The organism is Microbacterium sp. EG9, assembly GCF_059759475.1.
In genome coordinates, this window is sequence record NZ_CM186217.1 from 1247730 (window position 1) to 1260341 (window position 12612).

11 protein-coding genes are annotated in these 12612 nt (G+C 72.3%); 2 read left to right on the forward strand and 9 right to left on the reverse strand.

Annotation, left to right across the window (positions count from 1 at the left end; all coding sequences use genetic code 11):
- Positions 1-3: 3 nt before the first annotated feature.
- From AC6CQV_RS05820 to AC6CQV_RS05860, 9 genes are all read right to left on the reverse strand, one after another.
- The gene (locus tag AC6CQV_RS05820) at positions 4-876 is read right to left on the reverse strand and encodes a shikimate dehydrogenase family protein (protein ID WP_232783905.1); all 873 of its coding nucleotides are present in this window, start codon (positions 874-876) and stop codon (positions 4-6) included.
- Positions 863-2401 (reverse strand): endolytic transglycosylase MltG, encoded by a 1539-nt coding sequence (gene mltG, locus AC6CQV_RS05825; RefSeq protein ID WP_498260500.1) that lies wholly within the window; start codon positions 2399-2401, stop codon positions 863-865. The genes AC6CQV_RS05820 and mltG overlap by 14 nt, the downstream gene beginning before the upstream one ends.
- Entirely contained in the window at positions 2401-2874 is a 474-nt protein-coding gene (gene ruvX / locus AC6CQV_RS05830; RefSeq protein ID WP_101306390.1) for a Holliday junction resolvase RuvX, read from the reverse strand. The genes mltG and ruvX overlap by 1 nt, the downstream gene beginning before the upstream one ends.
- Positions 2871-5534 carry an alanine--tRNA ligase gene (gene alaS / locus AC6CQV_RS05835; RefSeq protein ID WP_498260501.1) on the reverse strand — a complete coding sequence of 888 codons (2664 nt, stop codon included), beginning with the start codon at positions 5532-5534 and terminating at the stop codon, positions 2871-2873. Before alaS ends, ruvX begins: the two co-directional genes overlap by 4 nt.
- Positions 5535-5604: 70 nt before the next feature.
- Positions 5605-5886 carry an ATPase gene (locus AC6CQV_RS05840; protein WP_223848932.1) on the reverse strand — a complete coding sequence of 94 codons (282 nt, stop codon included), beginning with the start codon at positions 5884-5886 and terminating at the stop codon, positions 5605-5607.
- 123 nt (positions 5887-6009) lie between these two features.
- Entirely contained in the window at positions 6010-6639 is a 630-nt protein-coding gene (gene rpsD, locus AC6CQV_RS05845; RefSeq protein WP_060959594.1) for a 30S ribosomal protein S4, read from the reverse strand.
- 153 nt (positions 6640-6792) lie between these two features.
- Positions 6793-7527, reverse strand: a complete 735-nt coding sequence (locus AC6CQV_RS05850; RefSeq protein WP_101306388.1) for a DUF1361 domain-containing protein — start codon at positions 7525-7527, stop codon at positions 6793-6795.
- Positions 7528-7571: 44 nt separating this feature from the next.
- Positions 7572-9122, reverse strand: coding sequence for a tetratricopeptide repeat protein (locus AC6CQV_RS05855; protein ID WP_498260502.1), 1551 nt, complete (start codon positions 9120-9122; stop codon positions 7572-7574).
- Between the two features lie 29 nt (positions 9123-9151).
- Positions 9152-10444, reverse strand: a complete 1293-nt coding sequence (locus tag AC6CQV_RS05860) for a replication-associated recombination protein A (protein ID WP_061781829.1) — start codon at positions 10442-10444, stop codon at positions 9152-9154.
- 192 nt (positions 10445-10636) lie between these two features.
- Between AC6CQV_RS05860 and AC6CQV_RS05865 the strand changes: the two genes are divergently transcribed.
- Both AC6CQV_RS05865 and AC6CQV_RS05870 read left to right on the forward strand, forming a co-directional pair.
- Complete coding sequence (locus AC6CQV_RS05865; RefSeq protein ID WP_101306387.1) at positions 10637-10930, forward strand: dioxygenase; 294 nt, start codon at positions 10637-10639, stop codon at positions 10928-10930.
- Between the two features lie 117 nt (positions 10931-11047).
- Positions 11048-12565 carry a DUF349 domain-containing protein gene (locus AC6CQV_RS05870; RefSeq protein WP_498260503.1) on the forward strand — a complete coding sequence of 506 codons (1518 nt, stop codon included), beginning with the start codon at positions 11048-11050 and terminating at the stop codon, positions 12563-12565.
- Positions 12566-12612 lie beyond the last annotated feature (47 nt).

The following is a 12612-nucleotide window of genomic DNA, read 5'->3' on the forward strand; positions in this document are numbered from 1 at the left end:
CGCCTAGTCTCCCACGAGCGCGCGGGCCATGACGTCCACGACGGCAACCTCGTCGGCGAGCGGCACTTCCGGATCCCCCGTCAGGAACGCCCGGATCTGCAGCACCGCCTGGTGCAGCAGCATCCCGCGCCCGTCGACGGCGGGAGCGCCGGCGTCCTCCCACGCCCGGGCGAGATCGGTGGGCCAGTGCCCGTAGACGACGTCGTAGAGGAGCCCGCCGCCGGCGGCCAGGCGGCGGCAGGTCTCGTCGGCGAGGGTGGTGCCGCCCGGCAGCGTCGAGACGGTGAGATCCACGGATGCCGGGGCCTCGGCATCCGTCGGGGCCGTCGTCACCCGCACCGACAGGCGCGCGCCCAGCTCGAGGAGGGCGGCGGCCGCCTCGGGGCGCCGCGCGACGACCTCGACCGTCTGCGCGCCCAGCTGGGCCAAGGCGACGAGGGCGGATGTCGCCGTCGCGCCGGCGCCGACGATGCGCGCCCGTTCCACGCCGTCGACGCCCTGCGCGCGCACGTCCGCGACGATGCCGCCGACGTCGGTGTTGAACCCGACCCGGTCCCTTTCGGTGAGCACGAGCGTGTTGACGGCACCGGTGAGCGTCGCGGTGCGGTCGCGGCGGGTGGCCGCGGCGAACGCCTCGGCCTTCAGCGGGAAGGTCAGCGACAGTCCGCGGAAAGCGGGCGGCAGGCCGTCCAGAACGGTGCGGAGGTCGGCCGCGGCCACGCGCCGCCGACCGTAGGTCCAGTCGAGGCCGAGCCGCGCGTACGCGGCGCGATGCAGCCGCGGCGACAGGCTGTGGTCGATGGGGTCGCCCCACACCTCCAGAGCGGTGCCCGAGGGCAGCACCGCGGAGGCGGTCGAGGCGTCAGCAGTCGTCACTGGCGTTGGCGGCGCACCACTGCTGCCACTGGGCGACGGCCTTCTCATGCTCGGCGTAGGTCGTGCTGAACACGGTCTCGCCCGTCTCCAGGTTGACGGTCACGAAGTACAGCCAGGGGCCGTCGGCGGGGTGCATGGCGGCGTCGATCGCGAGGTCGCCCGGGTTCGCGATGGGCCCCACCGGCAGTCCCGGGTGGAGGTAGGTGTTCCACGGGTTGTCGTTGGCGAGGGCCTCGGCCGAGGAGCTGGCCGTGCCCTTGTTGATCTCGTTGTAGCCGTACTGCGCGGTGGAGTCCATCTGCAGGAGGCCGTGGGTCTCCTCGTTGTCCGGGTCCAGGCGGTTCTCGATGACGCGCGACACCTTGTAGAAGTCGGCGGTGAACCGCGCTTCGCGCTGGATGATCGAGGCGACCGTCAGGATGCGCTCACGCTGGTCGACGGGCACGCCGGCGGCATCCAGCGACGAGACCGTGCGGTCCACGAGGGTCTTGATCACCTGCTGCGCACTCGTGCCGGGGTCGAAGGTGTAGGTCGCCGGGAACAGCCAGCCCTCCAGCGTCGTCGCCGCGACGCCGTACTGCGACGGGTCGGCGGCGGCGGCCTGCAGATCGGCGAGCGGGATGCCGGTGCCGTCCGCGAGCCGCGTGAGGGTCGACTCCATGGTGAGGCCTTCGGGCAGCTGCGCCGTGTTCTCCCGACGACTGGCCGGATCCTCCAGGGCCTTCAGGGCCGCCGCGGACGACATCTTCTGCTTCAGCGCGTAGACGCCGGGCTGGAAGGTCGGGTTCTGGCCGGTCTTGATGAGGTAGTCGTAGAACGCGCCGTCGGTCTTCGTGACCCCGGCCTGGAAGAGCGTCGTGGAGATCGTCGAGCCGGTGTCGCCGCTGACGATGGTCACCGTCGCGTCGCCCTCCGCGATGCCGTCCTCGTAGTCCTTCGGCTCCTCCCAGCCCATGAACGAGCGGATCTTGTCCTCGTACGTGTTCCACACGTAGAAGCCGCCGCCGGCGATCCCGCCGACGATGGCGAGGATCACGCCGAAGATCACCCAGCCGGCGATGCGGCTCTTGCGGCGGTCCCGGTCGTGCTGCTTCACACGCTCGCGTTCGGCGTGCTCTTCGGCCTGGAACAGCGCGGCGAGCTGGTGGTGCTCCGACGGCGGCTCCTCGCGGCGCTCCGGTGCGTCGACGGCGCCCTCGCCGGCGGCATCGGCTGCGGCGACGGGGCCGGCCGGCTCCCCCCTGCGCGCCGACACGGGCGGCGCGCTCGCGGCGAGGTCGGCGGGCGGCTCGGCCGCGGCGGCGGGCACGTTCGCGACCGGGGAGGTCGCGGCGCCCGCCGCGGCCGCTTCCCGGGCGGCGCGGCGCGACGGCGGGACGGCCGGCGGCTCCTCGGTGCGGGGTCGGTCGCTCGCACGGGTCTCGGAGCCCCCGGGAGCACCGGACGACGGCGCCGCGCTCCGCGGCGTCGGGAGTTTGCTGAACAGGTCCGCGAACTCATCGTCGTTCGGCGGGGTTTCGGGCATCAGACGGGCTCCTGCAGATCGGGCACGGCGGCGCCGGCGGGGGCACCGGTGCTCTTCTCGACATCGATCGCCTGCTGCAGCAGGACCACCGCGGCGACTTGGTCGACAATCCTACGAGACGAACGCTGAGAGCGCCCGGCGCTGCGCAGGGCCGCGTGGGCGGTCACCGTGCTGAGCCGCTCGTCCACCAGTCGCACGTCGATCCCGGATGCCGCGCGCAGCGCCGCCGCGAACTCCCGCGCGTCCGCGGTGGACGCGGTGTCCCCGCCCGCGAGGCTGATCGGCAGTCCCACCAGCAGCTCCATGGCGGAGTACTCCTCGGCGAGCTCGACGATGCGCGCCACGGCGGCGTCCGTGCGCGCGACCGTCTCGACCGGGACGGCCAGCAGACCGTCGCGGTCGCACCGCGCCACCCCGACGCGCGCCTTCCCGACGTCGATGCCGAGGCGCACGCCCGGGCGGAATCCGCTCACGCGCCCGGGGTCTCCAGCGCGCGGGTGAGGGCGGTGAGCGCGCTCGGAAGGGCGCTCACCTCCGTCCCGCCGCCCTGGGCGACGTCATCGCGGCCTCCCCCGCCGCCGCCGAGCACGCCGGCGGCGGTCTTGGCGAGCACGCCGGCCTTCGCACCGGCGCCGCGGGCCGCATCGTCGGTGGCGACGATCACGATCGGCCGTCCGCCGACGTCGGCGCCGAGCGCCACGACGGCTCCGGCCCCGACCCGTTCGCGGATCTGCAGCGCGAGCGTACGCACATCGTCGGCGGATGCCGCCGTGCCGAGCGTCTGCGCGACGACACGGTAGGCCCCGATCTGCTGCGCCGTCGCCGCCAACTCGGGCAGGCGGCTCTCCAGCGCCTTCGCCTCGAACTGGGCGATGCGCTTCTCGGCGGCCTTGAGACTCGCGGCGAGATCCGCGACGCGGGCGGCGAGCTGATCCTTCGGCGTCTTCAGCGAGCTGGTCAGCTGCGACACGATGGCGCGCTCGGCCGCCAGCTCGCGGAAGGCGTCCAGCCCGACCAGGGCCTCGACGCGGCGCGTCGACGCCCCCACCGAGGACTCCCCCACGAGGTTGATCAGACCGATCTCGGCGCTGGACGCGACGTGCGTGCCGCCGCACAGCTCACGCGACCACGGGCCGCCGATGTCCACCATGCGCACGGTGTCGCCGTACTTCTCGCCGAACAGCGCCATCGCGCCGGCGGCCTTCGCCTCGTCGAGGGGAAGCACGCGCGTGGTCACCTGCAGGTTGTCCCGCACGGCGTTGTTCGCGATCTCCTCGATCTCCGTCTTCGTCGCCTCCGACAGGGTCTGGCCCCACGAGAAGTCGAAGCGCATGTAACCGGCGCGGTTCAGCGATCCGGCCTGCGTCGCGGACCTGCCGAGGGTGTCGCGCAGGGCCGCGTGCACGAGGTGGGTCGCCGAGTGGGCCTGCTGCGCGGCGCGACGGTTGACGGCGTCCACGACGCTCGTCGCCGGCTGCCCGACGCCGACCTCGCCGGAGGTGACCTCGACCGTGTGGCTCACGAGACCCGGGACGGGACGCTGCACATCGAGCACCTCGAGCTCGTAGCCCGGGCCGACGATGACGCCCTTGTCGGCGACCTGGCCGCCGCTCTCGGCGTACAGCGAGGTCTCGGCGAGGATCACCTCGGCGATCTGGCCCTGCAGCGCGCGCTGGGCGGGAGCGCCGTCGACGAGCAGGCCGAGCACGGTCGACGGGGTCTCCCACTCCGTGTAGCCGGTGAAGACCGTCTCGCCGTGCGCGCGGAAGTCGCGGTACACGCTCGTGTCGGCGAGCTGACGCTTGCGCGAGCGGGCGTCGGCCTTCGCGCGGGCGCGCTGCTCGTGCATCAGCGAGTCGAACGCGTCGCGGTCGACGGACAGGCCCGCCTCCTCCACGATCTCCATCGTCAGATCGATCGGGAACCCGTACGTGTCGTGCAGGAGGAACGCCTCCGCGCCGCCGATCGCGGTGGCGCCGGCATCCTTGGCCGCGGCGATCGAGGCGTCGAGGTTCTCGGAGCCCGCCGCGAGCGTGCGCAGGAACGTCGCCTCCTCGGCGAGGGCGTAGGCGACGAGACGGTCGTAGTCGATGCCCACGACCGGGTACGCCTCCTTCATCGCGTCGCGCGACGCGGCGAAGAGGATCTCGAAGGTCGGGCCGTCCACGCCCAGCAGCCGCATCGAGCGGATGACGCGGCGCATGAGGCGACGCAGGATGTAGCCGCGGCCCTCGTTGGCGGGCGTGACGCCGTCGCTCAGCAGCATCAGCGACGAGCGCACGTGGTCGGCGACGACGCGGAAGCGCACGTCGTCCTCGTGGTTCGCGCCGTACGCCTTTCCGGAGAGGGCGACCGCGGCGTCGAGCACCGGGCGCACCTGATCGGTCTCGTACATGTTGTCGACGCCCTGCTTGAGGAACGCGATGCGCTCGAGCCCCATGCCGGTGTCGATGTTCTTGTTCGGCAGCTCGCCGACGATCGTGAAGTCGTACTTGCTGCGCACGTCGGTGATCTCGTACTGCATGAACACGAGGTTCCAGATCTCGACGTAGCGGTCGTCATCGGTGGCCGGGCCCCCGTCGATGCCGTAGGCGGGACCGCGGTCGAAGAAGATCTCCGAGCACGGACCGGCGGGGCCGGGAAGACCGGTCGACCAGTAGTTCGTGTCCTTGCCGAGGCGCTGGATGCGCTCCTCGGGCAGGTCGGTGAGGCGCAGCCACAGGTCGTGCGCCTCGTCGTCCTCCTCGTAGACGGTGACCCAGAGGTCCTTCGGGTCGAAGCCGAGGCCGCCCTCCTCCTCCGCCGTGGTCAGCAGCTCCCACGCGTAGCGGATCGCGCCTTCCTTGAAGTAGTCGCCGAACGACCAGTTGCCGAGCATCTGGAAGAACGTGCCGTGGCGCGGCGTCTTGCCGACCTCTTCGATGTCGTTCGTGCGGATGCACTTCTGGTTGTCGGCCGCGCGCGCGTAGGGCGCCGGCACGTCGCCGGACAGGTACGGGATGAACGGCACCATGCCGGCCACGGTGAACAGCAGCGCCGGGTCGTCGGTGACCAGGGATGCCGAGGGCACGATCGTGTGCCCGTTCTTCTCGAAGTAGTCCAGGTAGCGCTGGGCGATCTCGGCGGTCTTCATCTGTGGGTTCCTCGGCAGAGCACGGGCGTGCGGGATCGGGCGGTCCCGCACGGGGACGATGCGGGGTGGGTCAGTCGGCGTTCTCGACGGCGTCGGCCGCGGCGTCGACGGCGCTGGAGGCGGCATCCTTCGCGGCCTCCACGGCGTGGGCTGCGGCATCCTTGACGTTCTCGGCGATGCCGTCGATCTTCGCCTCCTGGGCGCGATAGGCCTCGCCGATGCGGTCGGTGAACTCGGTGATGCGGGCATCGACCTCCGCGAGCACCTCGTGGCCGCGCGGATCCTTGTTCACCAGGTGGGCGGCGACGAAGCCCCCCGCGAGTCCGACGACGAACCACAGCACGCTCTTCATGGGTTCCATGTTAGGTGCACGGGTGATCCGGATGGGCGCGGGGACGACGAAGGGCGCCGGGGGAACCCCGACGCCCTTCGGGCGGCATCCGATCGCTGAGCGGATGCCGCGAGTCGAAACGGCTCAGCGCGCGGCGTAGTACTCGACGACGAGCTGCACGTCACCGGTCACGGGGACCTCGGCGCGCTTGGGGCGACGCACGAGACGCGCCTGGAGCTTGTCGAGCTCGACCTCGAGGTAGCCCGGAACGGGGGGCAGGACCTCGGCGTGGCCACCGAGCGCGGCGACCTGGAAGGGCTCCAGCGACTCGCTCTTCGGCTTGACGTGGATGAGCTGACCCGGCTTCACACGGAACGACGGGCGGTCGACGAGCTGGCCGTCCACGAGGATGTGGCGGTGCACGACGAGCTGACGGGCCTGCGCGGTGGTGCGGGCGAAGCCGGCACGCAGCACGAGGGCGTCGAGGCGCATCTCGAGCAGCTCGACCAGGTTCTCACCGGTCAGGCCGTCCTTGCGGCGGGCCTCGTTGAACGTGTTGCGCATCTGCTTCTCGCGGATGCCGTACTGCTCGCGCAGACGCTGCTTCTCGCGCAGACGGACGGCGAAGTCGCTGTCCTGCTTGCGCTTGGTGCGGCCGTGCTCGCCGGGGGCGTACGGGCGCTTCTCGAGGTACTTGGCTGCCTTGGGGGTCAGCGCGATGCCGAGGGCACGCGACAGACGCACCTTGCGGCGGTCCTGGGACTTCGTAGCCACGAAGTGTTCCTTTCGTTACGCGGACGCGACTGTCGCGCCTCGCGGACGTATCGCCTCTCCTCGCCCTGTCCGGACTGCACGCCGGGGCATGCCGGAAGGTCGGTCAAGAAGAGAGGGGATGCCCGAAAACCGGTTTCGAGCCCCTCAAGCCTATCAGAGCGCTCCCCCGCTGAGCGCGGACCAGCCCAGCGCGAACAGCGGCACGTACAGGAGCGCGATCAGCAGCGCGTGCGTCAGGACGAAACCGAAGGCCTCCAGCGCCTTCCCGCGCAGGCGGAGGTGCCCGGTGAGCTTGCGGATCATCGAGGTGGGATGGCGCACGTCCCAGCTGTTGAACCGCAGGTAGCGGCCGAGGTAGACCCCGACGGCGCCGAGCACGATCACGACCCCGGCGAACACCCAGCTCCCGCCGGGAATGCGCCGGTCCGCCGGATCGAGCAGCAGGACGACCATCGTCTGGACGACCGCCAGGCTGAGGACGGCGTTCGCGATGCCCGACAGCGTCAGCGCCAGCGTCTGGACGATGTCGTACCAGAGCGGGACGGGAGTCGCCCGCCCGCGGTGGCTGAAGTTCAGCTCCGTGATGAGGTAGACCGAGTTCGGGAAGAACAGCAGCCAGACGGCGGTCGCGATGACGAGGTAGACCCAGATCGCGACCGTGCCGCCGCCGTCGACCACCTGCGCCGCGCGGCCGAACACGGGTGTCAGCAGCAGGAAGCCGACCCCGAAGACGATCGCCAACAGCACCGGCAGGAAGGACAGGCCGATGTTCACGAGCATCGGCCGGTACAGCCGCACGGCGTACACGCGGGCTCGCAGCACGACGAGCACGGCGGCGTAGACGTTGAGCAGCGCGACCGCCAGGACACCGAGAAGCAGAGCCGACACCCCGCCAGCCTGGCACATCGCCCGTGCGCGCCGGGGCGCGCGGGTCAGCCGAGCAGGTCGAGGATGCCGACGGGGTAGACGGGCCGTGTCGTGTCCCGCGCCGCGGCGGCGATGTCGTACCAGCCGACGCTCGTGTGGCTGTCGCGGACCGCGATCCGCCCGTCGACGGGGAGGGCGCTGAGCGTGCGCGAGCGCACCCGGAAGACGTGCACGATCTCGTGGCCGCGTCCGGCGGGGCCATCGAAGATGTTCTCGGTGACGCCGAGCGCCTCGACGTCGTCGAGCACGGCGTCGAGCTCCTCCGCGAACTCGCGGGCGAGTGCCGCCGCGGCCGGCTCGCCGAAGGCGATTCCGCCGCCCGGAGCTCGGAGGAACTCGCCGTGCCGGTCGTTCGCGGGGTACGACTCGAGCAGCACGCGACCGTCGTGCACGACGAGCCCGACGGCGATGGCGCGGACGCGATCGGGTGCGCTCAGCTCTGCCGCATACGCGCGGACCGCGCGCTGATAGCGCGGCAGTCGCGGAGCGAGGGTGGTGAGGGCGGTGGTCAGCGCGCGCGCCGGCTTCTCGTCGGAGAACAGCGCGAGCGAGAGGAAGGCGCGGGCGGCGTCGATGAGGGGGTCGTCGTCGGCGACGCCCTGCAGAAGGGCGATGGCGGCCGAGGATTCGCCGACGTTTCGCAGGGAGCTGGCCAGCTGGATGACCGCGCGTGTGCGGTGCGGGCTCGCCAGTCCCCGGCCGAGGGCGTCGCGATAGAGCGGGATCGCCTCCCGCTCCTCTCCGAGGGAATCGTGCAGAGAGGCGCGTTCGTAGCTCGCGCGGGCGTCGTCCTGCCCGCGGGCGGCCAGGATCGCGGCCAGCTCGGCGCGGGCCCGCTCCGGTCGCTCGAGGTCGACGTGCTCCCAGAAGCGGTCGAGGTCGTCCTCCGCTGCCGCCGGATTCGCCGCCGTCGCCGTCGCCGTCGCCGTCGCCGCACCGACCGCGGCGCCGTCGCGCCCCGTCCACGCCGAGCCGACGACGCCCTGCAGGTCGCGGAGGGTCGGATCGTCGAGGTCGGATCGCAGGAAGACCTGCAGGCCCCGCACCGCCTCCCCCGCGTCGCTCAGGTCTCCCGACAACAGGTGGGCGATGAGGGCGTCGAGGGTGACGGTGAGGACGGTGCCCGTCTCGCCCGTCTCCCATCGCGGTTCGCCGACGCGGCGGCATCCGGCGGCGATCACGACGTGCTTGCGCCGCGTCGAGTTGGCGCCCGACCACTCCGAGCCGGCGTGGAACAGGGCCGCCGCGCGGTGGCCGGTCTCCTCCCGCAGCTCCCGCGCCGCTGCGGTGACCGGGTCCTCACCGGGATCGATGAGGCCGCCCGGAAGCTCCCGCACGGGCATGCGCGGGCCGACGCGGAACTGTTCGAACAGCAGCGCACGGCCCGCGTCCGTCACCGCGATCACCGCGACCGTGTCGCCCTGCACGAGGACGTCCCAGTCCGAGACGGAGCCGTCGGGAAGACGGTAGGTGTCACGGCGCACCGTGGTGTAGCCGTCGTAGACGGTCTCGTGGCCGAGGCGGACCCAGGGGGTTGCTGCGCTGTCGTCGTCCATCATCCGATCCTCGCACCGGGGCGGCCGCGTCAGTCGCCGAGGATCTTCCTGATCTTCTCGACGCGGGCCGCGATGTCGCGCTCGAGCCCGCGTCCCGTCGGCTCGTAGTAGTGACGGCCGCGGAGCTCGTCGGGCAGGTACTGCTGCGTCGCCACACCGACCTCGAGGTCGTGCGGATAGACGTACCCCTTGCCGTGGCCGAGGCGCTTGGCGCCCGGGTAGTGGGCATCGCGAAGGTGGGTGGGGACGCGGCCGAAGCCGCCCGCGCGGACGTCGGCGATCGCCTTGTCGATCGCCGTGTACGCGGCATTCGACTTCGCCGTCGTCGCGAGGTAGGCGGTCGCCTCCGCGAGCGGGATCCTGCCCTCGGGCATGCCGATGAACGCCACGGCGTCGGCGGCCGCGACGGCGATGACGAGCGCCTGAGGGTCGGCGAGCCCGATGTCCTCGGATGCCGAGATCACCAGGCGCCGCGCGATGAAGCGCGGGTCCTCACCGGCCTCGATCATGCGCGCGAGGTAGTGCATCGCGGCATCCACGTCGGATCCGCGGATGGACTTGATGAACGCGCTGATGACGTCGTAGTGCTCGTCGCCCTGCCGGTCGTAGCGCAGCAGGGCGCGATCGACGGCCTGGGCGACCTGAGCGGCGGTGACGGTCGGCGCCTCGACCTCGGACTCGTCTGCCGTCTCGTCGCCGTCGGCGACCATCGCGGCCGCCGCCTCCAGCGACGTCAGCGCCCGGCGGGCGTCGCCCGACGCGAGCTGGATGAGGGCCGTCCGCGCCTCCGCGTCGAGCCGGACGCGGCCGGCGAGCCCGCGCGCGTCGTCGACGGCGCGGTCCAGGAGCAGGCCCAGATCGTCGTCGGTCAGCGGCTGCAGCGTCAGCAGCAGCGAGCGCGACAGCAGCGGCGAGATGACCGAGAACGACGGGTTCTCGGTCGTGGCCGCGATGAGGATGACCCAGCCGTTCTCGACGCCGGGAAGCAGCGCGTCCTGCTGCGCCTTGGTGAACCGGTGGATCTCGTCGAGGAACAGGATCGTCGAGATCCCGTAGAGGTCGCGCTGGGTCATGGCCTCCTGCATGACCTCGCGCACGTCCTTCACGCCCGCCGTCACCGCCGACAGCTCGACGAAGCGGCGCCCCGAGGTGCGCGCGATGGCCTGCGCGAGCGTGGTCTTGCCCGTGCCCGGCGGTCCCCACAGGATCACCGAGACGGCGGTCTTGGCCGCGCCGGACGGATCCGCGAGCGCGACCAGGGGCGACCCCGGGCGCAGCAGGTGCGCCTGCCCGGCGACCTCGTCGAGCGACGTGGGGCGCATCCGAACGGCCAACGGGGTCTGACCCTGGAAGAGAGCGGATGCCGATGCCACGCACCCAGGCTATCCGCGCCCCCCGACGCCGGGGTCGCCGACGGGGACCCGACGGCGCCGTTTGTGGGCGGGAACGGCCGACACGTAGTCTTCGCGTAGTGTTTGTGCGCCCCCGGATCGCGGGGAACGAGGGAGGTCCGGGTGGCTGCGGCGACAGGGAAGAAGCAATCGCGCGTCGAGAAGGAGCGGGCGCGCGCCTACCGTGCGCGCCAGGAGTTCCATGAGGGCCTGATCGCGCGTCGCCGCCGCGACAACCTCATCGCCGGAGTCGCCGGCGGTCTGTTGATCCTCGCGGTCGTCGGCGGCCAGGTCGCCTACTACACGACGGGCCCGGGCGCCCCGACGCCGGTTCCCACCGACACCGGCACCCCCGCGCCGACTCCGATCGAGCTGCCCGGGTCGTCGCAGATCCCGACGCCGACCCCCACTCCCTGACGCGTCCGGCCCCGGGTCCGGCGGGTGCGTGCGCCCACCACGGACGACGGGGTCGCGCATATAGGCTGTAAGCCGACCGAACCCCCATGCGGCGTGCGCCGCGACGAGGTGCTATCCGTGACTGACGTCTCCCCTTCCCAGCCCGACCACGAGCCCGCAGAGCAGGCCGCCGTCGAGGAACCCGTGCTCGCCGACGACGGCGTGGACGCCGACGCTCCGACCGCGCCCGCGCCCGTCGACGAGGTGCCCTCCGACGAGGCGCCGGTGGAGTCGGCTCCCGTCGAAGAACCCGCCGCCGACCCCGCGCCCGCGGCGGACGCCGGTGCGGCTCCCGTGCCGACGCCGCGAGCCGTTCCCGTGCCGCGCCCGCCGGCGCGTCGGGCGGCCGTCGCTCCCCTGCCGTCGGCCGTGCCCGACACGTTCGGCCGCGTCGACGACGACGGCACCGTCTCGGTGCGCGAGGGCGATGAGTGGCGCGTCGTCGGCCAGTACCCGGACGGCACGCCCGCGGAGGCGCTCGCCTACTTCGAGCGCAAGTACGTCGACCTCGCCGGCGAGGTCACCCTGCTCGAGGTGCGCCACCGCAACGGCGGCGCCTCGGCATCCGATCTGCGGGCCACCCTCGCGACCGTTCGCGAGCGTGTGACCGGCGCGGCCGCGGTGGGCGACCTCGCGGCGCTGGAAGAACGCCTCTCCGCCCTGGATGCCGCGCTCAGCGAGGCGTCCGCGGAGGAGGCCCAGGCCCAGCGCGAAGCGGTGGATGCCGCGATCGCCGAGCGGACCGCTCTCGTCGAGCGCATCGAGGCCATCGCCGCCCGCGATCCGAAGTCGATCCAGTGGAAGCAGACGACCGCCGAGGTGGGCGAGCTCTTCGCGCAGTGGCAGGCGCACCAGGCCACCGGGCCGCGCCTTCCCAAGAGCACGGGCCAGCAGCTGTGGAAGCGATTCCGCGACGCGCGTGCGGTTCTCGACAAGCACCGTCGTGAGTTCTACGCCGGCATGGACGAGCAGCACCGCACCGCGCGCGACGCCAAGGCGCGGCTCGTCGAGCGGGCCGAGGCCCTCGCCAGCAAGGGTGAGGACGGCATCGGCGCGTACCGCACGCTGCTGGACGAGTGGAAGAGCGCGGGCCGCGCGGGCAAGAAGGCGGACGACGCCCTGTGGGCCCGCTTCAAGGCGGCCGGTGACGCCCTCTACGCCGCGCGCAGCGACCGCGAGCAGGCCGACGCCGAAGCCTCGCGCGAGAAGATCGACGCCAAGCGCGAGCTGCTCGCCGAGGCGGCCGCGGTGCCGCAGGAGAAGGACCTGGTGAAGGCCCGCACGCTCCTGACGGGCATCCAGCGCCGCTGGGACGAGATCGGACGCGTGTTCCCCCGCGAGGCCGAGCGGGGCCTCGACGACGACCTCCGCAAGATCGAGCAGAGCCTCAAGGCGCGCGAAGACGCCGACTGGAAGTCGAACAACCCCGAGACGAAGGCGCGTCAGAACGACATGACGCAGCAGCTGCGCGACGCGATCGCGGGTCTCGAGGCCGATCTCGAGAAGGCGAAGGCGTCCAAGAACGCCGGGGCCATCGCCAAGGCCACCGAAGCGCTCGAGGCGCGCAAGGGCTGGCTCAAGGCGCTCGGCGGCTGACATCCGGAGCCGGCGGTCTCTCCGCCGGCTCCTCTGCCCCCTGCTCC